We start from the raw sequence: 25,603 nt of genomic DNA, 5'->3' as shown, positions 1-25,603 counted from the left end.
CGACCGGGATCGCGGCGAGGAGGTTCGGAAAAGTTCCGGGACTGCAGCGAATGTCGAACCATCCACGAACCGGTTTGGACAGGAATAGTTCCCCTGCCCATGCGCTCCAATCCACTCCCCGGACCGCCTCCGGGTACAGAAACCATATTGGGATCCGGGACCGAACAGTCTCAGTGCAGCGGATGATCGACCATCCCCATTTCCTGCCGATGTCCCGGAGGGAGGCCGAATCGCTCGGGATTGACCGGTTCGACGTCATCCTGGTCAGCGGGGACGCCTACGTGGACCACCCCTCCTTTGGCGCCGCCATCATCGGGAGAGTGCTCTGGGATGCCGGCTACACCACAGGCGTGATCGCCCAGCCGGACTGGCGGAGCGATGCGGATTTCACGGGACTGGGGAGACCCCGCCTCTTCTTCAGCGTCAGCTCCGGCGCCGTGGACTCCATGGTGAACCACTACACTGCCCGCCTCAGGCGGCGGAGCGGGGACGCTTACTCCCCCGGAGGAGCGCTGAAGCGCCCCGACAGGGCCGTGATCGTATACGCGAACAGGCTGCGCGCACTCTTCCCCGGAACCCCGATCGTCCTCGGCGGCATCGAAGCCAGCCTGCGCAGGTTCGCCCACTACGACTACTGGTCGGACAGCGTTCGCCAGTCAATCCTGGCAGACGCCCCGGGAGACCTCCTCGTCTTCGGAATGGGAGAGCGGCAGGTAACCGCCATCGCGGCGCGGCTCGCGAACGGAGAGGGCATCCAGGAGATCAGGGACGTACCGGGGACGGTCATGAAGCTGGATCTGGCCCGCTGGCGCTCAATGCCCCATGAAGGCTTCGTCGTGCTCCCCTCCTATACCGAGGTGGCAGGGGACAGGAAAGCCTTTGCCCGGGCATTCGCCCTCCACGCACGGGAGCAGGACCCATTCCGCGGACGGCCCGTTGCCCAGGTGCAGCGGAAGATCGTCGTCGTCCAGAATCCGCCCGCGAAGCCGCTCTCGACGGCGGAACTCGACCGTATATACGAACTTCCCTACCGCCGGCTCGCCCATCCGTCGTACCGGGAGCCCGTTCCGGCGCTCGAGACCGTGCAGTTCTCCGTCACCAGCCACCGGGGGTGTTTCGGATGCTGCTCGTTCTGCGCGATCGCCCACCACCAGGGAAGGATCATCCAGAGCCGCAGCATCGAGTCAATCGTCCGCGAGGTGGAGAGGATGACGGGGATGCCAGAGTTCCGCGGCACCGTCCAGGATGTCGGCGGGCCCACCGCCAACATGTTCGGCGCCCGCTGCAGGCGGTGGTGCGGGGAAGGCGCCTGCCGGGAGAGGACGTGCGGTGCGGAGTGCCCGTCCCTCCAGCTCGACCATGCCCGCCAGATCGAACTGCTCCGCCGCCTTCGGCAGATTCCGGGCGTGAGACATGTCTTCATCGGCTCGGGGATCCGCCACGATCTGGTGCTCGCGGACCAGGCGCCGTACCTTGCGGAGATCTGCCGATACCACGTCTCCGGCCACCTCAAGGTCGCCCCGGAGCACATCTCACCCGCGGTCACGAGACTGATGCACAAGCCCGGAATAGAGGTATTCGAGGAGTTCCGGAGGCGTTTCCAGGAAGAGAGCGAAAAGATCGGCAGGGAACAGTATATTCTACCCTATTTCCTCTCCGGTCACCCCGGGTGCCGCATATCCGACATGGTGGACTTGGCGGAATATATCCGGGATCGCCGCCTCTATACGGAGCAGGTGCAGGACTTCACCCCCACCCCGATGACGGCGTCCACCTGCATGTACTGCACGGGCATCGACCCGTTCAGCGGGGAGCCCGTGCACGTCCCGCGGGGGAGAGAGAAGCGCATCCAGCGTGCGCTCCTCCAGTACCGGGATCGGAGAAACCGTAGCCTCGTCATGGAAGGGCTCCGACAAGCAGGAAGGAGCGACCTGATCGGGAGTGCGTGGACATGCCTCGTCCCGGGAGACGGGGGCTGTGGATCACCCCGGAAGAGCGGGGAGGAGAGTCATTCATGATTGCAGGGGGCCGCACTGCAGCAGCGGGGAGCGCATGCCGAATGCACCCGTTCTCCGGGCTCACCGCCTCCGATGGTCCCTGTCTCCGGACACGGCGAACGCTTCGGCGAAGAGCGGGCACCTTCATGAAGATAGAGGGATCCGTGACGGGTTATGGTGAACGCTGCCGAAGCTAACGGAGATCCGATCGTAGATTCGGTCATGGTCGCCCATGGTCCGGAAGTATTCGACCGGGGGGACGCGGCATGGCTGCAGGAGAGAGTCCGTCCCCGCCGCATCCTGGTGGCCGGTGTTATGGGACGCACGGCCGCCGAGGAGTCGGGGCTCCCTGTCGAATTCTGCGATGCACCCCCGTCGTACGTGATCCGGAGGCTCGAAGATAGATGGTTTCTGGCAAATCGCGGAAAAACGCCCGAATCCGGGAGGATCTTCGGCGAGATCGTCGCATCAAGGCTGCCCCATGGGATGGCCCAGGTAGAGTTCTCGGATGGCAGGATCTACCTCTGGGACGGGGGCGATCGCGAGCTCGCGCGGGAGCTTGGCCGCGCCACGGGGTTTCCCGTGCAGCGGCTGAAGAGCACGAGGCGATCGGCAGGCGGGGAACGGGAGATTCGCGGCTGTATCCCCGGGGAAGCGGTCTTCGTGAACGGAATCGTCATCGGTACCGCCACCGGCGATACGGTCGTCCTGCGTACGGTCGACGGGCATATCCGGGCCGTCTCCGGCCTGGACCCGAAATCGCACGGCATCGAGAAGCTCGAGAGGGGGGGAGCGGTCGATCTCGACACCGCATGGTGCAAGAGCGGTGCCATCCGTTCATGCCCTCCCCGCGGTCGCGAACATCCGCCGATATGCGGGAGAGTTCTCGTCATCGACCACTGCGGTCATGCGCTCTACCAGGGGTTGAGCCCGGGGATCTGCGGCATCCTGTCCATCGGCGACGACACCACGGCGGTATGCGGTCACATCTGCGCTCACCTCGGTCTTCCCGTCTTCGGGGTCGTGGATGGAGACGGGGATCGGATCGTGAAGGAGGGCTACGCTCCGGGTTCGGTGGTGGTCCGGGTGCTGCAGGGGCGGGACGACGAGGTCGGGCGCGACCTCTCCCGCGTGGTCGGGCAGGGCGAGGCGACGTGGGAGGAGTGGGTGAGGCGGATGCTCGCCCATCTGGGGGATACGGTTCAGGTCGTCCTCAGTCCCTAGCCGGGCCAGTAGAAGGGTGCTGCAGACGCGTACCGCGCCCGGAGAGGGATGGGCTCGGAAATCCGCCCTCAGCTGCTCCCTCCCCCATCTGCCGGATCGTGAACGCCGTACAGCCGTTCAATTCCCGAAACAACAGTTTAGAAAACCCTATATGTGCTTTTAACAGAGCAGAACAATTCGATATGTTTTTGTATATAAAAATAAATTTAACACTATGCGCAGGCATGCTCTGGCCCTCTCCCTCCTTCCTCTCGTGGTTCGGCTGGGATCCGCTCTCACCCAGGAGGAGAATACCGCTGGCAGCCTCCAGGTGCAGGACTACTTCATCATCTTCTTGGCAGCCATCATATACGTGAATCTCTTTCTGGTCCTGCTCTACAAGATATTCAAGACGACAGGGGAGAGGAGGAGCAAGTTCATCGTCGTCAACCTGTTCGGAATGGCTTTTGCCTTTCTCCTGATCTCCCTCGGCTACATCCAGATCATCTTCTCCGGTCTTGTCATTGCCTCCATCGTGACCGGGATGCCCATGTTTGCGTGGACATCGTACCTCACGGTGTACTACTTCGGCTCGATCACCATGGGAGTTGTGGTTCTCGGGGCTTTAGGATTCCTCTCCCTGCTGGTCGGACTCTACATCCTCGTGATGCTCCGGGGAAATCCTCTCTCCGTCCGCCAGGGCATGCCGGACCACAGCGGGAACGCTCCCTCGGTGCTCGTTGGAGGGGAGGACGAACCGATCAACCCGAACGTAACCTTCCGGGTGGTGTCCCGCGACACGGGGGAGCCGGGCATCGACGTGAAGCTGATTCTCCAGGAGCGGGAGGGTTCCCGCATCTACGAGAAGTACACCGATTTCAACGGAGAGGTCACGTTCCAGAACATCGCCGGATTCGCCTCCGACTACTACGCCCACGTGGAAGGGGACGAGAGCCGGGCAAAATTCAGGGTGTATCGAAGTCGAATCTCCTCTGACTCCGATCGCTGATCGTATCCAGGGTATCGATCTCATCCACGCTCTTGTCGTCGCGCAGGCGGATGAACCGCGGGAACCGCAGGGCATACCCGCTCTCGTAGTTCGGGCTTCTCTGAATCTCCGCGTAACCCACCTCGAACACCACGCTCGGCTCGAATGTGACCTCTTTTCCGGACTGGGCGATGACGGAGTCCTTCAGAATCCCGTACATCTCCGCGAGCATCTCGTCCGAGAAACCGGTCGCCACCTTCCCCACGGAAAGCAGTTCTCCGTTGTCCAGGCAGGCGAGAAGGAAAGAGCCAAAGACCCCGGCCCTCCGTCCTTCCCCCCACTCCGCGCCAATGACGGCGAGATCGAGCGTATCCACTCCCGGTTTCACCTTGATCCAGTGCTTTCCCCGGACGCCGGGCAGATATCGCGACGCCGGATCCTTTATCATGATACCCTCGTGCCCGGCAGCGAGGGCCTCGCCGTAGATCCCCTCGAGTTCGGCGATGTCGCCGCTCCGGTACTGGGGAGCGACGTGAGACGACATCGCCCCCTCGAGCAGTCGCCTCCGCTCGAGCAACGGGAGATCGATCAGGGTCTCCCCGTCGAGGTAGAGGATGTCGAACACGTAGGGCACCAGTTCGATCCGCTCCACGAAGGTGTCGACCTCGTACTTCCGCCGGAATCTCCGCAGCACGAACTGGAACGGCATCGGTCTTCCGTTCTTGTAGGCGATGATCTCCCCATCGAGGATCACCTCGCGGGGGGCCGCATCCTTCAGGATGCGGATGACGTCGGGAAGGGCGTTCGTGACGTCCTCCAGTTTCCTGGAGTAGATTCTGACAGCGTCCCCCCGTTTGTGCAGCTGAAACCGCGTGCCGTCGTACTTGTACTCGGCGGCGACCATTCCGTGCTCCGCCACCATCTGCTCGATGGTCCCCTGCTGAGCGAGCATCATACGGACGGGGCGGAAGATCTCGATGTGCACGTCCTCCAGCGCAGCGGCCCCCTCCCTGGCCCGGAGGGCCACCTCCCCGAGGTCGTTCAGCGCCTGGAAGGCGTGCTCCACGAGCCCCGCATCCACGCCGAACGCCTTTGCTATGGCATCCCGCACGTTCCCCTCGCCGATGCCGATCCGCAGCTCCCCCATCATGAGCCGGGCCAGATATCGCCCCTCGAGCGGTTCGGTGCTGGAGAAGAGCCGGCGGATGGCCAGGAGCTTCTCCCGCTGCGACTTCTTTCCTTCCGCCCGGGCGATCCGTTCGAACTCCCGGTACACATCCTGAAGCGCTAGCTGATCCCGCCCGAAACTCATCTGGGATTTGTTCGACAGGAGTTGCTCCACGGCCAGCCCTACATCCCCGGTGCGGTTGACCGTTGCCACCACATCCGCCTTCTTCTTCCCGACGACGTAGCCGACCCCTTCATAGAGCAGGTTCGGACCGATCCCCAGGTTCAGGGAGCTCCAGTCGGGGAAGATCCTGCCCATCACGAAACGCACAAATATGGGGAGCTCCTGTGATTCGAGCCTCGGGAGCACCCCGGCGACCTCGTCGATCGTATCGAGCCGCCCGGGGATGGCCTCCAGGCGTTCGCAGAGGTGGGCGAAATCGGCAAAGAGCATGGTATTCCTGTATTCACCCCGGATGTCGATAAAGCATGTGGAATCCCTTCGAGATGAACAGGTCAGATCTCCACCCAGCGCATCCAGCAGTCGCAGCGATCCCCGCCGGGGATGGCGTAGAGATCACGGCTGTTGAAGCGCCCCAGACCCAGACCTTCGAGAGCGCTGTTCACCGCCTTCTCTGCTGTGTTGTTCACCTCGCTCAGGTGAGCGAGGACGATCGCCTGCATGTCTGCGCCGACTGCGCGAATGCATTCCCGGGCGTCTTGGTTGGAGAGGTGCCCCCGGGAGGAGCGGATCCGCCGCTTCAGCATCTCGGGGTAGGGGCCGTTCCTAAGCATATGGGGGCAGTGGTTGCTCTCCAGTACGAGCGCGTCGCTGTCCCGGATCCTCTCCAGGATCGAGGGGGATATCCTGCCCGTGTCGGTGCAGTAACTGAGTGTCGCCCCGCCCTCGGTGATGCGGTAGCCGCAGGGCTCGCGTGCGTCGTGGGACGTCGCGAAGGGTTCGACGGTAAAATCACCCACCGTAAACCGTTCGCCGATGCGGCATCCCCGGAGGTCGGGAACACCCGATGCGCATCGGTCCTGGAGGAACCACTCCAGCGTGCCTTGGGTTCCGAAGATGGGTACGTCGAACCTGCGGGAGAGAGCGGCGCTGCCCCGTATGTGGTCGGCATGCTCGTGCGTCAGAAGAATCCCCTGCAGAACTGACGGGTCCCCGCCCGCGAGCGCAAGCCTCCGCATCGTCTCGCGCAACGCGAGTCCGGCGTCCAGGATAAGAGCGTCGTTCGCTCCCCGGATGTAGATGCAGTTGGCTTTGCTCCCGCTGGCGAGGACGGCGAACCTCATTCCCACATATATTGGCCTTCTCTCCCATATAACACCGGATCATCCCGGCATTCGGCTCCCCTGCAATCCCCGGAGGGGGGCAAATACCGGGGAACGTCCGATGCATTCTCGCGGGGAAGCCCCGCGGTGGGGGGTGAGCCCGCGTGGACGCCGTACACGAATCGGGAGTCTTCTGCAGGATCCCGAGATCGGCCTCTATCTGCGGAGAGAGCCTGATTGCACCCCGGGCACCGGGGCAACCGGGAGCGGAGACGGGCGGGCAGAGTCCGATCGACGGGGAACGGCATGCAATGGGTCCCCGGACGGGAAATCACGGTCGAACTCGGCCACAATATCCAGAACAACGTATCCGTCGTACGAGGGGGCGCGCCTCACCACAGCCGCGTGCGATCCCACGGAGAATGAGAGGCTGGCTGCCCGGGATGGCTCGACCCCGCCAGTCCCATTGCGCGATTCCCCTTCCCCTCCACGGGGAGGATCCTGGCCCCGGTGGACGACACGGAACAGGGGAGCCATGGGCGCAGAGCTGTCCACGGAGCCGGACCGTCGTGGAAGGACGACGGGATACAACGCTGCCACCCCGGATGCCAGCAGGCAGCACTATCCGCCCGACTCTGTCTCGCTCTTCAGGGCAACCAGAATCGGAGCGATGGTGCCGGTATCAAGGCACCGTCTCGCGAGCTGTGTCAGTCTCCGCACGTGGTGAATATGGGATATCTGGAAACTCACCAGGAGGCCGAAGCAGAAGCAGGTGATGCTGATGAAGAGATAGTTGATCGGATCGACCATAAGTCACCTCTGCCAGCGCTACGACTCCCTCTCCAGCTCCGCGATGAGAGGCACCAGAGAGTCTTCCTTCGAACAGTCTTCCGCCACGGCGATGAACCTCCTGCGGTAATAGGCATCCGTTGCCAGGTTGCCCAGCAGAAACCCGATGATGAAGGTGAGGATTCCGATCCCGATATACACGAAGGGATCGCTCATCTCTACAGAGGCATACATGGTAGTTTTCCATTTATAGGTTTTTAGCATAAACTTTGCTATTTTATTCGATTTGAATTAATCATCATAGTGCAGATTTCAAGGTAAATAACGGGAAATACAAACGTCAACGGCACCAGGCAGGCTCTTTTGAGGGAGTGCATCCTCGGGAGGCTCCCGAACACCCGGGCGATGAGGTCGGCACCACGGGCCATCACCATGATCCCGCAGGTGCCGCCGTCAGATAGTCGAACGGGATTCGATTTTTAAGGGAGGGGGAGAAACGGTATATACGGCGTCCCCGGGAGTGCAGCAATGCAGACGGAGAACTGGAGCGATATCCTCAAGACGGCGCTCGGCACGCTCGGGAGCCGTGACGTGCGCATCGATATGCCGAGGGTGAGGCACTACGTGAACACCTACCTGGTGCGATCCCTCGACGGCCATTCGCTGCAGTTCAGCATGCCCATCACGGTGCGGAGAGATCTGCTCTCCGAAATCCCGATGGATCCCGCCGGAGCCGACGGCGCCGTGGGTGTCATTCTCGAAGAGATCAAGCGTCAAGCCCGCACGGCCCGGGAACTCGGCCCGATCGGGGGGAGGTTCACGCGGTACCCGCAGAAGTATGCCGTTCACACGGAGCCCTTCACCCTGGTGCATTCGGTCCAGGCCGTTGCAACGGCGCTCTGGAAACCGGATCACGGGAACTACGCCGATACCCGGGGTATCCACCTGACAGTTCCCGGAGCGCTGCCGTACCCCGGACCGCCCGATGCCGCGGCAGTCCGTGCGGTCGTCGAAGAGTTGAGGGCGGTCCTGGATGCCGTCGGAGCTGCCGTCCGGAGGGTGCCGAAAGATCGCCTCGAACGGGGCTGGATCGCATCGCTCGACCAGAAGGGGCTGCGGCTGCGCCTGCCCGAACTCGGTCTCGTGAGCTTCGTCGGCGACGGGACGCTGCCGGCGCGCCAGTACACGGAGCACCGCTGCTACTACCGCGTCGCAGGTCCCAAGGAGGGGATCCATGTCCCCTTTATCTGCCCGAGCGATCTCGCCCCCGTTGAGGTGGAGCTCTCTGCGAGCGGAGAGACCGCGACCGGCCTCGGCATCCGCAGGAGAGAGGTCTTTGCAGTCACCGGCTCCAACGCCGAAGGGAAGAGCACGTTCCTGCAGGCTGTGATTGCCGGCGAGGACGATCACGCGATCGGGGACGGCCGGGAGCGCGTGGTAACGGTATGGGGTCTGCGGCAGGCCTGTGCCGGCTGCCGGGAGTTCCGCGGAGAGCGCATCGACATGTTCTTCCGCACGCTGCCCCCCGGTCTGCAGGGAACCCCGTCGTCTGTCCACGGCCAGGGAAGCGGCTCGATGGTGATGGCAGAGCAGGTGCAGAAGGCGGTGGAGGAGAAGGCGCCCCTGCTGATCATCGACGAGGATCAGGCGGCCACGAACCTCCTGGTGCGGAGCTGCCTCCAGAGCGAAGATATCACCCCCCTCTCCGCGATCCTGTCCGAGAATCGCGGGGCTCTCGGGGAGACCGCTCTCCTCTTCGCCGCCTGCAGCATGGACATCCTCACCGCGGAGGCCGACCGTATCCTCCTCCTGGAGCGGCACGCGGCGAGAGCGGTGGACAGGAGCGTGTTCCGGAGGATGGTCTGCATCCACCTGGAGCAGACGCTGGAGCGGCTGCGGGAAACCCCGTTCCGCGGCGCTGCGGAGAGCGGACAGGAAGAGGAACGGGATGGAGGCAACCCTCTCTCCGGTCTGCAGCGATCCGGCACGCTGCGGGTGCAGCGCCTCAGTTCTCGGGAATGACGTGGACGGTCGACGCCTTGAAGGATGCATAGACCTCCCGCCCGATCCGGAGATCCAGATCCTCGGCGGAGCGGATCGTGACCAGGGCAGTGATCGGGACGCCGCAGTCGACGACCACGTGCGCGAACGGCCCGGAGGGGACGGTGCGCACGATGGTTCCCCGGTAGAGGTTCCGCGCACTCGTCTTCCCCCGCTCTCGCAGATCGAGTGTTACGTCTTCGGCACGGAACAGGACGCTCACCCTCTGCCCCGGCAGTGCGGCTGAAATGCCGTGGACGATGGTCCCGCCTACATCCACATCGACCTCGCCGTTGCGGTTCGAGGTCACCGTGCCCGGCAGTATATTCTCCACCCCCACGAAGCGGGCGATGCTCGTCGCCCGCGGCCTGTGGAAGATCTCGAGGGTCGTCCCGACCTGGGGGATCGTTCCCTGCATCATCACCCCGATCCGGTCGGCGAGGCGCTGCCCCTGGCGCATATCGTGGGTGCTGAGTACCACCGTTGTGCCGGATTCCCGGTTCAGCCGCTGCACAAGCTCCTCGATCTTCTCCACCGAGGGGGGGTCCAGGTTTGCCGTGGGCTCGTCCAGGAACAGGATCTCGGGGTCTGTCACCAGCGCCCGGGCAAGGGCGACCCGCTGAGCCTCACCCCCGGAGAGTGTGAGTGCGGAGCGGTCAGCGTAGTCCGGAAGGCCGATTGCACGAAGGGCCTCCCTCACCCGTCTCTCCACCTCCGCGCCGTTTCGCCTCCGCACCTTCAGTCCGATGGCGATATTCTCGTAGACGCTGGCGTTGAATATGACGGGTTTCTGGAAGAGCATGGCCATGCGCCGCCGGACCTCGAATACGGTGCCACGCCGGTATACGTCGTCCCCGAATAGATGGAGGCGCCCACCCGAAGGAGGCTCGATCAGATCCAGGATCCGCAGGAGAGTGCTCTTCCCAGCACCGCTCGGGCCGATCAGCCCGAAGAACTCCCCCTCCTTCACCTCGAGGTCGATGCCGGAGAGGACCATTCTCCTGCCATACTGTTTGGACAGCGCTTCTGTATGGATCATGACGCATCCCACCCCCTTCAGGAGTTCCGGTACCCTCCCCGGAAGAAGGATCCGTACTGTGCAAGATTCAGAGCCAGGTTCACGACGACCGCGACACCGAGGAGAATGATCCCGAGCGCGATGGAGAAGCCCCACTCGCCCTTCGTCGACTCGAGAGCGATCGCGGTGGTGAGCACCCGGGTGCTGTGGCGGATGTTCCCCCCGATCATCATCGCCGCGCCGACCTCCGCGATCGCTCGTCCGAACCCGAGTATGACCGCTGCCAGGATCGCGAACCGCGCCTCTCGGGCAAGGATCAGGATGGACTGCGCCTTCGTCGCCCCCAGAGATACGATATGCTGCCGCATCTCCTCGCCGATGCCGCTCATTGCGGAGATGGTCAGGCCGGTAATGAGGGGCATGATGAGGATCATCTGCGCCAGAACCATTCCCGCCGGGGTGAACAGAAGGCCCAGGAAGCCCAGCGGCCCCGCGTTGGAGATGAGGAGCAGGAGGAGCAGGCCCGCCAGCACCGTCGGCATCGCGTAGAGGGTCTGGATGGCATTGATCAGGGCCCGCTTCCCGCGGAACTCGATGGAGTGGATGAGGGCTCCGAGCGGTATGCACAGGGCGGATGCCAGCAGCGTGGCGGTGAGGGATACTGTGAGCGACAGAATGGTAATCTCGATGACTTCTGGATCTAACGTGACGATTAGTTCAATCGCCCGTGAAAACCCTTGCATTATCGCATCGACCATGGTCATCCCTGTCCCGGCAGCACCCGGAGATTCATATTGTATCTGTCATGCTGTTGCATTATACTCTCCCCCCATCCCGATCAGAGCAGGGGAGCTGGAGCGATCCGGATTGCATGGAGAGAAAACATCTGCTCCCAACAGGCGGCCATTCGCCTGATTTTCCGGGCTTTCCCAGGATTTACAAAAAAGAGGGAAGGGTTTCTCATCCGGATGCGCCGGTCGTCACATTCCCTGAGCAGACACAATTGAAGGGTGCCGCAGAGCATGCATCGGCCGGGATCGAGGTGAAGAGCGGTTTGCCGTACTTCTCGGTCCCATAGCTGCCGACGATCTCTCGTCCCTCTTCCGAGAGGATCCAGTCGATGAACCGGTTTGCCTCTGCAATATTCGCATTCGGGTGTTTGGTCGGGTTGATGGCCATGACACTGTAGCGGTTCAGGAGACTGGTGCCCTCGGAGATGATCGGCGTGAGGGCCAGCTGCCCCTTGAATGCGAGGTACGTACCTTCGTCCGTCAGGGTGTAGGCACCCTTCTCGCTGGCCATGACAAGCGTGTCTCCCATGCCCTTGCCGGCTTCGAGATACCATGCACCGGATCCCTGGACGTCCCGGGTATAGTTGTACTTGGCATTCTTCCAGATCGTCTTCTCGGTGCCGTGGGTTCCGGAATTGTCGCCGCGGGAGACGAACTGAACCCCGGCTGTTCCGTTCTTCCCCAGGGCCATGAGCCGGGCGAATCCCTCTTCCGGCGTCAGGCCGCGGATGCCCGCCGGATCGGTCTCGGGCCCGACAATCAGGAAGTAATTGTAGGCGAAGCAGCGGTGGTTGACCCCCCACCCCTCGTCGAGGAACGCCTTCTCCTGGGAGGGAGAGTGCACGACCTCGAGATCCACGTCGCCGCTCTTTCCGAGCTCGAGGGCCTTTCCCGTGCCCTGCGACGTGATTCGAAGATCCACGCCGTACTTCTTCTCGTAGAAGTCCTCGATCGCGTCCCAGAGACCGGTGTCGTCCAGGCTGGTCGTGGTCGCGATCAGGAGCGCTCTGACCGGTCCCGCGGATGCTGTCGATGCCTGATCCTCCAGGGGGGGACGTTGCGCTGTACACCCCGCACAGAGCAGGGTGAGGACTGCGATTGCCGCTACCAAGAGAAGGGGAATGATCGTATGCCGCTCATCCATAGCTAAAGATGGCGATGAGATTAATAATATGTTTCTATTTTGCATGTGTTGTTAATTATATATATTTAACCATGAATCCTCTCTCGGATTTCACGGGCCGGACACATCGGGTCTTCCGCAGCTGCGGGTGAGGACGGGATCGCTGCGGTGTCCGCACCCCCGTCTCGTGCAGGATCCTGCGAAACCTTCAATGAGCTCGCCGTCGACCTATCTCCGTATGTTCGGGCCGATCGACATCGAACGCTGGATGAAGGGCAGGAAGTCAGGTCTTGCAGAGGTGAAGGGCCAGGTGGAGGCGATCATCGCCGAGGTGAAAAACGGCGGAGATGCAGCCCTAATAGAGCTCTCCGCCCGCCACGGGCGGGCACCGATCGAGAGCATCGCTGTCTGCGACGAGGAGATCGATGACGCCTATGACCGGATTGACAGTGCACTCCTGGAGGCGATCGTGGAGGCGGAGGCCCGCATCGCCGAGTTCCATGCACTCCAGCGCCCCCGGGATCTCTGGCTGAAGCAGGTGGAGCCGGGCGTGATCCTGGGTGTGAAGACCACACCGCTCGAACGCGTGGGTGCTTATGTGCCCGGCGGAAGGGCCGCGTACCCGTCCACCGCCCTGATGTGCGTGGTACCGGCGCGCATCGCCGGCGTCTCCGAGGTCTGCTGCTGCTCGCCCCATCCCATCCATCCCGCGACCCTGGTGGCGCTGGACGTCGCCGGCGCCGACGAGATCTACCGCGTCGGCGGAGCGCAGGCGATCGCTGCGATGGCGCTCGGGACCGAGAGTATCCGCCCCGTGCAGAAGATCGTGGGCCCGGGCAATGTCTACGTGACAGCGGCGAAGATGCTGCTCCGCGACCATGCAGAGATCGACTTTCCCGCCGGTCCCAGCGAGATCGGAATCGTCGCAGACGACACGGCGAATGCGGAATTCATCGCCATCGATATCCTGGCCCAGGCGGAGCACGACCCTCAGGCCGCCTGCATCCTCATCACACCGTCGGGCGAGCTTGCCGCGAAGGTTGGAGCCCATATCGAGCGGCTGCTGGAAGCGTCAGGGAGGAGGGATATCATGCGCCAGGCGCTCTCGAACTCCGGGTATCTCCTCGTCCGCGATCTGTCGGAAGCGGCGGACGCATCCGATCAGGTCGCGCCCGAACATCTCTCCATCCAGGTCGCGGACCCCCTGTCGGTGCTGAACAGGGTGCGGAACGCCGGCGCCATATTCGTGGGGCCGTATGCCGCAGTCGCATGCGGCGACTATGCGGCGGGGCCCAACCATGTGCTCCCCACAGCCGGATACGCACGCACCTACTCCGGCCTGGACGTGATGCACTTCTGCAAGACGAGCAGCGTCCAGATCGTCGACCGCCTTGGCATCGAATCCCTGGGCGACGTGGTGGAGAGGATCGCCGATGCGGAGGGTCTCTTTGCCCACGCCGATTCGGTGCGCATCCGGAGACGCCCGAAGCAGAACCCGTAATCACTCCGAATCCGTCTCACCTGCAGCCCGACCACCGGGCTGCGTTCCGGGCATCTTCGGAGGAAGTACCGTAATATACTTCAGAAGGCATAGAACCCATGGTGAGGGACTCCTTGGATGAGAATCTGAAGAAGGCGGAACTGAAGATCTCCGGCATGACCTGCGCCACCTGCTCGGTGATCGTCGAGGAGGCGCTCTCGCGGGTGGAGGGCGTCTCGAGCGCCCGCGTGAACCCGGGAACGGAGACCGCGGTCGTGGAGTACGATCCGTCGCAGGTGCGGTTTCCCGTTCTGGAGAGGGCGGTGATAAACGCCGGCTACGGTGTCGAGAACGAGCGGGTCGCGATCCGGGTCGGCGGCATGATGTGCGCCGTCTGCGCCGAGACGATCGAGCAGGCCCTCCTGGGGCTCGAGGGGGTGGCTGCCGCCCAGGTGAACCTGGGAACCGAACGGGCATACGTCACCTACAACCCCCGCATGGTGACACTCGCCGATATCCGCAGGACCATCGAGGAGAGCGGCTACCAGTACCTGGGACGGGAGGAGGAGGAGACGCGCGATCTGGAGCGTGAGGCGCGGGAGACGGCGCTTCGCAGACTGCGAAACCGCACGATCGTGGGATTCGTTGTCGCGGCCCTGCTGATGGCGCTGATGTTCGTCCCGACACCGTTCATGGACAGCATGCCCTATATCCTCTTCCTTGTTGCCACCCCGCCCTTCCTCTACCTCGCGTATCCCATCTTCCTCGCGGCCTCCCGCGCTCTTCGAAACGGCGTGCTGAACATGGACGTCATGTACTCGCTCGGCATCGGGGTCGCCTACACCGCGAGCGTGCTCGGGACGTTCCAGGTGGTGCTCAACCGCGACTTCCTCTTCTACGAGACGACGGTCATGCTCGCTGCGTTCCTCACGCTCGGGAGGTATCTGGAGACCCGGGCGAAGGGAAGGACGTCGGATGCGATCAGGAAGCTGATCGGGCTTCGCCCCCGCACCGCGACGGTGATCCGCGACGGGCATGAGGATGAGGTCCCGATCGATGGCGTGCAGGTGGGGGATATCCTCCTGGTGCGGCCGGGAGAGAAGGTGCCGGTCGACGGCATCGTCGTCGGGGGGGGGAGTTTCGTGGACGAGTCGATGATCAGCGGGGAGCCTATACCTGTCGCGAAGAGGGAAGGGGACGACCTGATCGGCGGGACACTGAACGGGAACGGCGTACTCACCTTCCGCGCGACGAAGGTGGGGAGAGACACCGTGCTCTCCCAGATCATCCGTCTCGTGGAGAACGCGCAGGGCTCCAAGCCGCCGGTGCAGCGGATTGCCGATACGGCGGTGAGCTACTTCATCCCTGCCGTCCTCGCCATCGCCGTCGCCACCTTCGTCGTCTGGTACCTCGTTCTCGGGAGCACGCTCCTCTTCGCTCTCACCGCCTTCATCGCGGTGCTGGTCATCGCCTGCCCCTGCGCGCTCGGTCTCGCCTCCCCGACGGCGGTGACCGTGGGGCTCGGGCGGGGGGCGGAGCTCGGCGTGCTCATCAAGCAGGGTGAAGCGCTGGAGATACCCGATCGTCTGACCGCGGTGCTCTTCGACAAGACCGGAACGCTGACACGCGGAAAGGCGGAGGTGACCGATGTTGTGAGCGTAACGGTCTCGGAAGAGGGGCTCCTCGCCCGTGCGGCCGGCGTGGAGAGAAACTCCAGCCATCCCCTCGCCGAGGCGATCGTGCGGGCAGCGGAGGCGCGGGGGCTCGCTGTCCCGGAGAGCGAAAGTTTCGACACGTTCGGAGGGAAAGGCGCGACCGCCAGCGTCGGCGGGGAGACGATCCTGATCGGGAACCGTGCGCTCTTCGCGGAGCGATCGATTCCGATCTCACCCGAGGCGGAGAAGCAGTTGCTGGAGCGGGAGACGCAGGGCAAAACGGCGATGCTCGTCGCGATCGATGGGCAATTGGGCGGTATGATCGCCGTCGCCGATACGCTGAAACCGACGGCGCACGCGGCGATCCGAGAACTGAAGCGGATGGGGCTCTCTGTCGTCATGATCACCGGCGACAACTCCCGAACCGCGGCCGCGATTGCGCGAGAGATCGGAATCGACGAGGTGCTTGCAGAGGTTCTCCCCCAGGACAAGGCGGGGGTGGTGCAGAAGCTGCAGGCCAAAGGGGAGATCGTCGCATTCGTCGGGGACGGGATCAACGATGCTCCCGCCCTGGCTCAGGCCGATGTGGGCATCGCTATCGGGAGCGGCACGGATGTCGCGATCGAGAGCGGGGATATCGTGCTCATCAAAGACGATCTCATGGACGTGGTGGCCGCAATCCAGCTCTCCCGGAAGGTCATGTCGCGGATCCGCCAGAACCTGTTCTGGGCGTTCGCGTACAACACGGCCCTAATACCCCTGGCTGCAGGTCTGCTCTACCCCTTCTTCGGCATCACCTTCCGTCCGGAGTATGCCGCCTTCGCCATGGCCCTCTCCTCGGCCACCGTCGTCTCCCTCTCCCTGATGCTCAAAGGATATATACCACCTGCGAAGAAGGGTGTAGCTGCGGAGCAGTCATGGCAGTAGATCCCGTATGCAAGATGCAGGTGGACGAGGCGACAGCCCGTTACAGGAGCGAGTACAGGGGGAAGACCTACTATTTCTGCGCGCCGGGGTGCAAGAAGAGGTTCGATGGCGACCCTGAAGCCTACCTGAAGTGAAAGCCGGATCCCGGGACGATCGCGGGTCTCCTTCGTTGGTTCAAAGAGCCGGCATCGTTTCGACGGTGCAGCCGAGGCGCGATGCGGTGATCGGCGGAGGCGGTCACGCCGGTTCGCCCGTCATCCTGACGCACGGGCACGGGTGCGGAGTGACCACCCCTACGGGTATCCTGAAATCCCATCCCCAGGACCCTGCCCCCTCCGTAAACGCCCGGCCGGCGTGGGAGATGGATTCATGCGCTCGACCTCCGCACTTTTCGTCCCAGGCGCATCGTAATACCCGGGAGAGGGAGCGCGCATCACCCTGCGCCTCCCCCCCAAAGCGAACGGTGGTCCGGACAGGATCCCTGCTGATCTCTGCTGGCGGCTGCGATCCCTGCATCGTTCCTGCCTGTGCCGAAGAGAAGAGGCGTACCTCCGCTCATCTCCGCCGCTCAGCTGCTCTCCCCCGCTCTCCCTGTGTACCCTTCCGGACTCCCGGGACGGTGCGGGATGGAGCGCATGTGCGGAGAGAGGGACGAGAGATCGATCCGTGCCGATTCACTCTCTCCCGTACGCGCCACAGAGATCGCTTTCCAGGGTGCGTGACGGCGCTCTCCCACGTCGCCTTCGTGCCCGGAGGTGTGCCCGGTTATCTGCAGGCCTTTCCGGTCGAATACTCTCCGGCAGCGGAGACCGGAAGAGTGCCGCCTCCCCCGCGGCGGCATCGCGCCGGATGCCGCTCCGCCTGAACCCCGATGGTGACAGGCAGCGGTTCTGAAAATGGTGTGAAGGCGGCCTCGAAGGTCCTCTTCGGGATCGGCCGGGAGGGTGTAACGGCGTACGGGAATCGATCGGCCGATCCCTCACACAGCCTCTTTCTCTTTTTTCAGCGCTTTTTCGAGCTGTTTCCGGCGGCTGATCTCTTCTTTCAGCCGCTTCTGGGCTTCAGTCAGCTCGGTGCTGCGCTTCACCACCATCTTCTCCAGCATGGACCGGTACTTCTTTGACTCCCGCTCCACCTCCTTCTGCTCGGTGATGTCCTCGATGGTGGCGACATAGCAGGTGATGCCCAGATCGTCCCGGACGGTGTTGATGGCCACGCGGGCATCGAACTGCGAACCGTCATTCTTGTAGCCCGTGAACTCTCCCCGATAGCTTCCCTCCTCGATGACGGTCTTCACCATCCGCTGGTACTTCGCCCGGGGCCCCACGAACTCCTCGAGCTGCCTGCCGATCACCTCGTCCATGTCGGAGCACCCCCACAGAGAGACGGTGGCATCGTTCACGTACACCAGGCACATCTCGTGATCGAGGAGGATCATCGGCTCCATGGCCGAGGCCATTGCGCTGTGCTTGATCATCAGAGCCTCTTCGATCTGCTTCCGCTCGGTGATGTCGATCAGATAACCGACCACCTCGCACGGGTTTCCATCGGAATCGCACACCAGACGCATCTCGTCCTGAATCCAGCGGAACGATCCGTCTTTGCCCTTGAACCTGTACTCTGTGTTGATGGAGCCCTCCCGATAGAGGCGGGGGAGGTCCTCCGCCAGGAACTGTTTTTTATCCTCCGGGAAGATCTGCTGCTGCCAGAACTTCTGGCTCCCGATGATCTCCTGGGGCTCGTAACCGATCACCTGCTTGATGTTGTCGCTCATGTAGGTATAGACAAAGTGGCCCTGATCCTGGATGTCTGCGCTGTAGATGGCAGCCGGACTCGCCACCAGCAGCCGCTGCAGACGTGACTTCGTGGATTCCAGCTCCTCTTCAGCGAGCTTGCGCTGGAGTGCCACGGAAGCCTGGTTGATGAACGTCTCGATGACGGACTTGTCTCCCAGGTTGGACCCTTTCTCCACCATGATGATGGTGACCCCCAGAAGCTCCTCTCCCGCCGTGAATCCGACGAGGTAGAGGGTTCTATTCTTGAGATACGTCTCTATGAGCGAGAGGACACCGGGCGGCACGCTGTTGGCGGCGAGCTTCTGGAACCCGCCCCGCATCTTCGTGAGCGTGCCTTTCATGCTCTTGCGTCTTGCCAGGTCCGAGAGCTGGAACGACAGACCCTCGAAGACCTTCTCCATCGCCTGCAGGCGGGGATTGTCGTGCTTTTTCATCCCCGAAACGGCGAGGATCTGCAGCCGCCGATGCTCCGGACTGTAACTGCCCACCAGAACGACAGAGTTCCGGATCCGCCGCTGCAGCTGCTCGCCGAAGTGGCGGAAGATCTGTTCCGCGGAGGAGAGTGTCACGAACTTCAGGGCGGATCGCGACAGGAACGTCCTATCGCGTATATACTCCTTCTCCTTCTCTTCCAGCCTCTTCCTCTCGGTGATATCCAGGAGCGATACCACGCACCGCTCCGTTCCGGGAATGAGGGAGAGAGTGATGATGAAGTCGTGGACGAATCCGTTCCGGTCGACCGCTTTGCATTCGCAGGGGGGGAGCATGCCGGAGGCCGGATCCTTCAGGAGCGCTTCATAGTGCTCCGAGAGCCGATCCGAATGCCCTTTCGGGATCAACTGCTTCCACGTCTTCCTGCCCTGCACCTCCTCCTTGGTGTAACCCATGATCACCTCGAACTCACGGTTCACCATCGCAATGGTCAGATCCGGCTCGAGGATGATGGTTGCCGTGCCCGTGGTCTCGAAGATGGTGCGGTATCGGGCCTCCGAGTCCTTCAGGGCCTCCAGGATCCGTTTCCTCTCCATCGCATACTTCAGGGAGCGTGCCAGGAGCGCACTGTCCACCTCGCCTTTGAAGAGGTAGTCCTGGGCACCGGCCTGAACGGCCTCGATGCCCGTCTCCACGTCGTGGAGCGTCGTGAGCACGACGATGGGGACCTCCGGCGCGTGCTCGATCATCCGCCGGACCGTGTCGAGCCGCATGCTGTCGGGAAGCATCAGGTCCAGGAGCACGACATCGATCTCTCCGGTATCCAGGAGTGCCAGCCCATCGGCGAGGCATTCTGCATGCTGCAGGACAAAGGGCGATTCCGGCACCTCCTTGAGCATCTCCATGATCAACCGCGCGTTCGCACGGTCGTCCTCAACCAGAAGCACCCTCGTTCTTCCTCTCATTGGCATACCTCTCCTTTCTCGGCAGCCGAACAACGGTCAGCCAGAACTCCTCTATCGATCGGACGACGCGAAAGAACTGATCCAGGTCCGGGGGTTTGGTGATGAAGCAGTTGACGTGCAGGTCGTAGGCGCGGATAACATCCTCTTCCGCCTGCGATGTCGTGAGTGCCACCACCGGAATATGCCGCAGATACTCGTCGGACTTGATCTCCGCAAGCACCTCTCTGCCGTCCTTCCGGGGGAGGTTCAGGTCGAGAAGGATCAGGTCCGGCGTCGGAACCCGGGCGTACCTCCCCTCCCTGTGCAGGTATGCCATCGCCTCCACCCCATCCCCGACGATGTTCAGATTGTTGGGGATACGTGCATCCCGGAGCGCCTCGATGGTGAGGCGGACATCTGCCGGGTTATCCTCGATGAGGAGAATCTCGATAGGTTTCACCGTCACACTCCCGATTTCCTGGGTTCATGATTTAATGGTACTGCGAAGTAAAATAGTGATCCCCTACCGCTGCCGGTACGACTCCCCGTGTTCGCGGAATCCTCCGCACATCCCCGCGGCCAGCCTCCGCCATGCCCCGATCCCCTCCCTCCAGTTCCCTCTTCGGATCTGGCCAGGACTGCCGTGCGGGGCGGGCCTGAACGCAGGACCGGCATATGGGTCTCCCGCCCTCCCGTGCGCCCGTCCCGAAACGGAGACCGCGGGTCAAAGCGCTATCACCGTCCGAACCGGATCTCAAGCAGCTCCTTGAACATGCGGATCCCATCGGATCCCCCCACCTTGGATTCCCCGCGATTGCTCCACTCGATTGCCAGTTCTCCGACTCTGCACCCCTTCTGTCGCATCCTCCAGAGGAGTTCCACATCGAACGTGAATCCCCGTGACCGCACTGCGGGGAGAATATCCCGCAGCGCGGTCATCCTGAAGGCCTTCGCTCCGCACTGCGTATCGCTGTAAGGCAACGAGAAGATGACTCTCACCAGGAGGTTGAAGAGGCGGCTCTGCAGCCTGCGGGTCAGGGGCTGCGGTTCGGGGATGACGGACTCCGGCAGCCATCGGGAACCGATCAGGCCGTCATACTTCTCCAGACCCGCGAAGAGCCGTTTCATCTCGCGAAGGGACGTAGAACCGTCTGCATCCATGAATCCGACATACGGCCTCTCCGCCTCCCGCAGGCCGGCGATCACGGCTCCCCCCTTTCCCTGCCGTTCGCGGAACGAGAGACATCGCAGGTGCAGCGCGGGTTGCGATCGCGCGAACTCCTCTGCAACTGCCGCCGTATCGTCCGTACCGTCGCAGACGAGGATAATCTCACCTGTGAACCTTACCAGTTCTTCGCTGAGAAGGTGGTGGATTCGCCTCTCCTCGTTGTACGCCGGAACCACCAGAGTGCAGTCGGTCTCCCTGACGGTCATGTTCTCCCGCGGGATGGTGCTAGCGGTGACCCTCCAGGTGCTGCCGCAGGGCTGCACTCCCTCCGTACTTCTCGGCAATCGCGAGCGCCTGCCTCCGCAACGCAAGGTGCTCCTCCAGGCACCGTGCCGGTGGCGGCGCCTTTCTGAGCAGCGCGGACGTGTTCTCGGTGATCTGGATCAGCTCCGTGGCGATGAGGGCGTTCAGCCAGAGGAGATCCGAGAGCATCTCCTCGATAGTACCGCTCTCCATATGTACTACAGAACGACGCGCGATCAATTAATGGTCACCGATGGCAGAGATCTTCGTCCTGTCCAGGACCGCCCGCGCATCCCCCTTCGGACGGTCGCGTCGGCAGCAGGCTCGAGCCGGAAAGGACTGCATGGGCGGGAAGGCAGGCAACCTCTCTCCAGCGGGTGGCGTCCGGCCGCGGGAATAACGACAGGGGGCGGGCTCCCGCTGACGTCCATCCGATAGTGAACCATCCGATAGTGAAGAGGAATCGACGCCGATCCCTCTAGATTGCGCCCCGAGCAGCGGGTGCCGGATCCTTCGTGTACCGGGAGGAGCATTCGGGTCGTTTCAGGAGCGGATGCGGGCGATATCCCCGTCCCGCTGCGCGGTCGGACCTCCCCGGAACAGGGGGTCGATTTGCGTGCATGCCTCGCCGGGAAGATGTTGCAGGACTGCTTGCTGAAGAAGTCACGCAGGAATGTCCGTGCCCCCCATCCCGGGGCACGATAGGTGCGGGGCCTCCGAACGATGCGATCTCCTTCTCCATTCCCCGGGGGGTACACGACCCCCATGCGACCGTGAGATCGTATGTGCGGGATCCCACGGGAAACGATGGTCCTATGGTATCGATGCCGCTATCGTGCGGCACCCGGCGGACGCCGGAAGAGGATGCGAACGACCCGCACGAGTATTGCGACAACGGTCGCGGCAACGCCCAGGATCAGGGCGATCCGAACCGCAAGCGTGACGATACCGGCACCCGCCAGCGAAGAGAAATCGAAGGGGAATACCCGGTACACGGTATAGAGGACGGCGATACCGAATATATCCAGGAGGATCTTCGCAGTCTCCCGGAGGAGGAAGGGATCGTACGCCAGGAAGATGAGGTTAGCGACGATCGCGGCAACGAGCGCGAGGTCAAGGACAGGGAGCACCTGGTTCCAGGCATCGGTCACGAACGGGATGCCCCAGAAGAGGAGATTGTTCGCTATGTACAGGATGACGACGTTGACGACAATCGCGGCTATGTATTCGGATCTCCCCGCCATACAGCCTCCGTCAGCGGCTCCCCCCTGCCGGAGGGCGCTGCCAACAGCCCCGGAAGTCTGCTGGGCACCGGTCCCATAAATACCTGGCGGTTGTCCCATCCAGAAAGGCTGCCGCCATCGATCGAGGGAAGTTAATAGGATCCTGCGACAGAGTACAGGAGGAGAGCATGGAACCGTCAGAACCAGCAAAAGATTCCTATCTGGAGTTGATCCGAAGAAGGGGAAGAGATGCAAACCCCTTCTTCCGCCTGATGGGCATCGAGATCAGCCGGATCGGTAGCGGCGAAGCCGAGCTGACGATGCGGATACGCCCCGATATGGCAAACGGGGCGGGGTGGCTGCAGGGCGGTATCTACCTCTCCCTCACCGACGAGGCGATGGCGCTGGCCCTCTACAGCGTACTCGGTCCCGGCGAGGGCGTAGCGACGATCTCCGAGAGCACCAGCTTCATCCGCGGTGCACGGGAAGGGGGGCTGATCGCCCGCGGCAGGGTGGTGAGGAGAGGGCGGCGCGTGGCATTTGCCGAGGGCGAGGTGCGGCGCGAGGGCGGGGATGCGGAACTCCTCGCGAGAACCACGGCATCGTTTGCAATCCTGCAGGAACCGGAACGAGGGTGAGAGGGGCACGCTGCCCGCGCATCGGCCGTTTCGGGCGGGGGTTGGAGAATAGGAGTTGCAGGAAGGCGTGCATATATACCGAAGCGCCGCGAATAAATAAGTATAGGTGAGGGAATTGAAGTATATCGTCGTAACCGGCGGCGTGATGAGCGGCCTGGGAAAAGGCATCACGTCTGCATCGGTTGGCCGAATCCTGAAAAACCGCGGTTACGAAGTGACCGCGGTGAAGATCGACCCCTATCTCAATATCGATGCAGGCACCATGAATCCTGCGCAGCACGGAGAGGTCTTCGTCCTCTCCGACGGCAGCGAGGTCGACCTCGATCTCGGCAACTACGAGAGGTTCCTTGATATCAACCTGAACGCCTCCCACAACATCACCACGGGGAAGGTCTACCGCACGGTCATCGAAAAAGAACGGAGAGGGGATTTCCTCGGGAGCACCGTTCAGATCATCCCTCACATCACCGACGAGATCCGCTCCTGCATCCAGAGGGCGGCGCTGCAGGAAGTGGATCACGGCAAGACCGCGGATATCTGCATCGTCGAGGTGGGCGGCACCGTGGGCGATATCGAGAGTATGCCATTCCTGGAAGCGATCCGCCAGATGCGCGGAGAACTCCCCGATGCCGACCTCGTTCTCATCCACGTAACCCTCGTCCCCGTGGATACGATGGGCGATCTCAAGACCAAGCCGACGCAGCACTCGGTGAAAGCGCTCCGGGAACTGGGGCTCTCCCCGGATATCATCGTTGCCCGCAGCGATCGCGTGATCGGTCTGGCAACCAAGAAGAAGATCTCCGCCTTCTGCGACGTCCCCCAGAAAGGCGTCATCAGCGCGACCACAGTGCCGGATATTTACCAGGTCCCCATGGAGATGGAGAAGGAGGGGCTGGCCGACGTTCTCACCGATCTCCTGAACCTGGAGAAGAGAGTACCCGACACGGAGTGGTACCGCCTGGTAATGAGGGAGTACACAAACCGCATCACGGTCGCGATCGTGAGCAAATACGGCATCGAGGATGTCTACATCAGCGTCAAGGAGGCGCTCAAGCACGCCGGCCGCGCACTGTCGACGGAGGTCAAGATACGCTGGCTGGACGCGGAGAGTTACGATACCGCCCATCTCTCCGATGTGGACGGCATTCTCGTGCCCGGCGGATTCGGCACCCGCGGTATGGAAGGGAAACTGCAGGCGATCGGCTATGCGCGCCGTGAGAAGGTGCCCTACCTGGGTCTCTGCTTCGGATTCCAGCTGGCGGTGGTGGAGTACGCACGCGGCGCGCTCGGCTGGGGGGATGCGACCAGCCAGGAGCTCGGCGACGGGCGGCACGTCGTCGCCCTCCTGCCGGAGCAGGAGGGAGTGAACGATCTCGGCGGCACCATGCGCCTGGGGGACTACCCCGTCCGCCTGAAGGAAGGCACGCTCGCGATGCACCTGTACGGGAAGGCGGAGATCGTGGAGCGGCATCGCCACCGTTACGAGGTGAACCCGGTCCACATCGACGACATGGAGGAGGGCGGGCTGGTATTCTCCGGATCGAACGGCGATCGGGTGGAGATCTGCGAGATTCCGGATCATCCGTTCTTCCTGGCGACGCAGTTCCACCCCGAGTTCCGTTCGCGGCCGACCACCCCCTCGCCCCCCTTCCTGGGTTTTGTGAGGGCCTGCCTGGATAGGCAGCGGGGGTACCAGCGGTGAGGTGATGCCCGTGAATGCAGAGAAGTTCATCGACAGGGCAGTTGAAGAGATCCGGAACGCCTCCGCCGGCGAAAAGGTCGTGATGGCCCTCTCCGGGGGAGTCGACAGCTCCGTCTGCGCCAGTCTCGGCGCCCGGGCGATCGGCGATCGGCTGATCCCGATCTACGTGGATACCGGCCTCATGCGGAAGGGTGAGACCGATAGGATTCGGGAGACCTTCCAAGAGCTCAATCCGGTCGTCGTGGATGCGGGGGGCGAGTTCTTCTCCGCCCTCCGCGGGGTGACCGATCCCGAGGAGAAACGGAAGGTGATCGGGGAGAGATTCATCCGCATATTCGAGCGCGAGGCGAAACGAAGCGGAGCACGGCACCTCCTGCAGGGCACCATCTATCCGGATCGGATCGAGAGCGAGGGAGGCATCAAGAGCCACCACAACGTCGGGGGGATGCCGCTCCGCATCGAGTTCGAGAGAATCATCGAGCCGCTCCGCGATCTCTACAAGGACGAGGTGCGGGAGATCGCGGGCGCCCTAGGACTGCCGGCGGAGATCCGGCACAGGATGCCGTTCCCGGGACCGGGTCTGGCTGTGCGCGTGATCGGCGAGGTGACGCCGGAGAAGATCGCCGTCGTTCGGGAGGCGAACGCGATCGCCGAGGAGGAGCTCGTTGAGACGTATCGGCCCTGGCAGTGCTTTGCCGCGCTTCTCGGACGCGGCACCGGCGTCAAGGGCGACATCCGCTGCCACGGCTGGATCGTGGCCATCCGCGCGGTGAACTCGAGGGATGGCATGACCGCCGATCCGCTGGACGTGCCTTTTGCGGAGCTGGTTCGGATCGGCTCCCGCATCGCCTCGGAGATTCCGGAGGTCGCGCGGGTGGTCTACGACGTCACCCCCAAACCCCCGGCGACGATCGAGTACGAATGAGGAGGAAGAG

The 25,603-nt window shown here is 62.9% G+C and carries 22 protein-coding genes; 10 read left to right on the top strand and 12 right to left on the bottom strand.

Annotated features, from left to right (window positions below):
• Positions 1-182: 182 nt before the first annotated feature.
• The 3 genes from QMC96_01150 to QMC96_01140 all read left to right on the top strand — a co-directional run bounded on the left by QMC96_01150 (position 183) and on the right by QMC96_01140 (position 4,209).
• Positions 183-2,018, top strand: coding sequence for a YgiQ family radical SAM protein (locus tag QMC96_01150; protein ID MDI6875365.1), 1,836 nt, complete (start codon positions 183-185; stop codon positions 2,016-2,018).
• A gap of 153 nt (positions 2,019-2,171) precedes the next feature.
• Positions 2,172-3,221 (top strand): DUF2117 domain-containing protein, encoded by a 1,050-nt coding sequence (locus QMC96_01145; GenBank protein MDI6875364.1) that lies wholly within the window; start codon positions 2,172-2,174, stop codon positions 3,219-3,221.
• Between the two features lie 214 nt (positions 3,222-3,435).
• A complete protein-coding gene (locus QMC96_01140; GenBank protein MDI6875363.1) occupies positions 3,436-4,209 on the top strand; it encodes a hypothetical protein in 774 nt (257 codons plus the stop codon).
• Here the strand turns inward: QMC96_01140 and QMC96_01135 are convergent.
• From QMC96_01135 to QMC96_01120, 4 genes are all read right to left on the bottom strand, one after another.
• Complete coding sequence (locus QMC96_01135; protein MDI6875362.1) at positions 4,166-5,809, bottom strand: ATP-dependent DNA ligase; 1,644 nt, start codon at positions 5,807-5,809, stop codon at positions 4,166-4,168. The genes QMC96_01140 and QMC96_01135 overlap by 44 nt on opposite strands.
• 62 nt (positions 5,810-5,871) lie before the next feature.
• The gene (locus QMC96_01130) at positions 5,872-6,660 is read right to left on the bottom strand and encodes an MBL fold metallo-hydrolase (protein MDI6875361.1); all 789 of its coding nucleotides are present in this window, start codon (positions 6,658-6,660) and stop codon (positions 5,872-5,874) included.
• A gap of 600 nt (positions 6,661-7,260) precedes the next feature.
• On the bottom strand, positions 7,261-7,449 hold the full coding sequence (locus QMC96_01125) for a hypothetical protein (protein MDI6875360.1): 189 nt from the start codon (positions 7,447-7,449) through the stop codon (positions 7,261-7,263).
• An 18-nt stretch (positions 7,450-7,467) separates the two neighbouring features.
• Positions 7,468-7,662, bottom strand: a complete 195-nt coding sequence (locus QMC96_01120) for a hypothetical protein (protein ID MDI6875359.1) — start codon at positions 7,660-7,662, stop codon at positions 7,468-7,470.
• A gap of 294 nt (positions 7,663-7,956) precedes the next feature.
• Between QMC96_01120 and QMC96_01115 the strand changes: the two genes are divergently transcribed.
• Complete coding sequence (locus QMC96_01115) at positions 7,957-9,450, top strand: ABC-ATPase domain-containing protein (GenBank protein MDI6875358.1); 1,494 nt, start codon at positions 7,957-7,959, stop codon at positions 9,448-9,450.
• Here QMC96_01115 and QMC96_01110 read toward each other — a convergent pair.
• The 3 genes from QMC96_01110 to QMC96_01100 form a co-directional block, all read right to left on the bottom strand.
• Positions 9,434-10,507 carry an ABC transporter ATP-binding protein gene (locus QMC96_01110; protein MDI6875357.1) on the bottom strand — a complete coding sequence of 358 codons (1,074 nt, stop codon included), beginning with the start codon at positions 10,505-10,507 and terminating at the stop codon, positions 9,434-9,436. The genes QMC96_01115 and QMC96_01110 overlap by 17 nt on opposite strands.
• 17 nt (positions 10,508-10,524) lie before the next feature.
• Positions 10,525-11,250 carry an ABC transporter permease gene (locus tag QMC96_01105; GenBank protein ID MDI6875356.1) on the bottom strand — a complete coding sequence of 242 codons (726 nt, stop codon included), beginning with the start codon at positions 11,248-11,250 and terminating at the stop codon, positions 10,525-10,527.
• A 196-nt stretch (positions 11,251-11,446) separates the two neighbouring features.
• Positions 11,447-12,421: a substrate-binding domain-containing protein gene (locus tag QMC96_01100; GenBank protein ID MDI6875355.1), complete on the bottom strand. Its 975-nt coding sequence runs from the start codon at positions 12,419-12,421 to the stop codon at positions 11,447-11,449.
• Positions 12,422-12,638: 217 nt separating this feature from the next.
• On the opposite strand from QMC96_01100, the gene hisD reads away from it, so the two are divergent.
• From hisD to QMC96_01085, 3 genes are all read left to right on the top strand, one after another.
• A complete protein-coding gene (hisD, locus tag QMC96_01095) occupies positions 12,639-13,901 on the top strand; it encodes a histidinol dehydrogenase (protein ID MDI6875354.1) in 1,263 nt (420 codons plus the stop codon).
• Between the two features lie 98 nt (positions 13,902-13,999).
• Complete coding sequence (locus QMC96_01090) at positions 14,000-16,462, top strand: heavy metal translocating P-type ATPase (protein ID MDI6875353.1); 2,463 nt, start codon at positions 14,000-14,002, stop codon at positions 16,460-16,462.
• The gene (locus QMC96_01085; GenBank protein ID MDI6875352.1) at positions 16,453-16,596 is read left to right on the top strand and encodes a YHS domain-containing protein; all 144 of its coding nucleotides are present in this window, start codon (positions 16,453-16,455) and stop codon (positions 16,594-16,596) included. The genes QMC96_01090 and QMC96_01085 overlap by 10 nt, the downstream gene beginning before the upstream one ends.
• A gap of 845 nt (positions 16,597-17,441) precedes the next feature.
• Here the strand turns inward: QMC96_01085 and QMC96_01080 are convergent.
• The 5 genes from QMC96_01080 to QMC96_01060 all read right to left on the bottom strand — a co-directional run bounded on the left by QMC96_01080 (position 17,442) and on the right by QMC96_01060 (position 22,349).
• Entirely contained in the window at positions 17,442-19,637 is a 2,196-nt protein-coding gene (locus tag QMC96_01080) for a PAS domain S-box protein (protein ID MDI6875351.1), read from the bottom strand.
• On the bottom strand, positions 19,624-20,100 hold the full coding sequence (locus QMC96_01075) for a response regulator (GenBank protein MDI6875350.1): 477 nt from the start codon (positions 20,098-20,100) through the stop codon (positions 19,624-19,626). The genes QMC96_01080 and QMC96_01075 overlap by 14 nt, the downstream gene beginning before the upstream one ends.
• Positions 20,101-20,369: 269 nt before the next feature.
• Positions 20,370-21,068, bottom strand: coding sequence for a glycosyltransferase family 2 protein (locus tag QMC96_01070; GenBank protein MDI6875349.1), 699 nt, complete (start codon positions 21,066-21,068; stop codon positions 20,370-20,372).
• Between the two features lie 19 nt (positions 21,069-21,087).
• Positions 21,088-21,318, bottom strand: coding sequence for a hypothetical protein (locus QMC96_01065; GenBank protein MDI6875348.1), 231 nt, complete (start codon positions 21,316-21,318; stop codon positions 21,088-21,090).
• Positions 21,319-21,935: 617 nt separating this feature from the next.
• A complete protein-coding gene (locus QMC96_01060; protein ID MDI6875347.1) occupies positions 21,936-22,349 on the bottom strand; it encodes a hypothetical protein in 414 nt (137 codons plus the stop codon).
• A 167-nt stretch (positions 22,350-22,516) separates the two neighbouring features.
• On the opposite strand from QMC96_01060, the gene QMC96_01055 reads away from it, so the two are divergent.
• The 3 genes from QMC96_01055 to guaA all read left to right on the top strand — a co-directional run bounded on the left by QMC96_01055 (position 22,517) and on the right by guaA (position 25,593).
• The gene (locus tag QMC96_01055) at positions 22,517-22,966 is read left to right on the top strand and encodes a PaaI family thioesterase (GenBank protein MDI6875346.1); all 450 of its coding nucleotides are present in this window, start codon (positions 22,517-22,519) and stop codon (positions 22,964-22,966) included.
• 115 nt (positions 22,967-23,081) lie between these two features.
• Entirely contained in the window at positions 23,082-24,668 is a 1,587-nt protein-coding gene (pyrG, locus tag QMC96_01050) for a CTP synthase (glutamine hydrolyzing) (protein MDI6875345.1), read from the top strand.
• Between the two features lie 4 nt (positions 24,669-24,672).
• Positions 24,673-25,593: a glutamine-hydrolyzing GMP synthase gene (guaA, locus tag QMC96_01045; protein ID MDI6875344.1), complete on the top strand. Its 921-nt coding sequence runs from the start codon at positions 24,673-24,675 to the stop codon at positions 25,591-25,593.
• Positions 25,594-25,603: the final 10 nt, after the last annotated feature.

It is taken from the genome of Methanomicrobiales archaeon, assembly GCA_030019205.1.
Classification (GTDB): Archaea; Halobacteriota; Methanomicrobia; order Methanomicrobiales; family JACTUA01; genus JASEFH01.
This window is presented reverse-complemented; position numbering and strand designations above follow the sequence as displayed.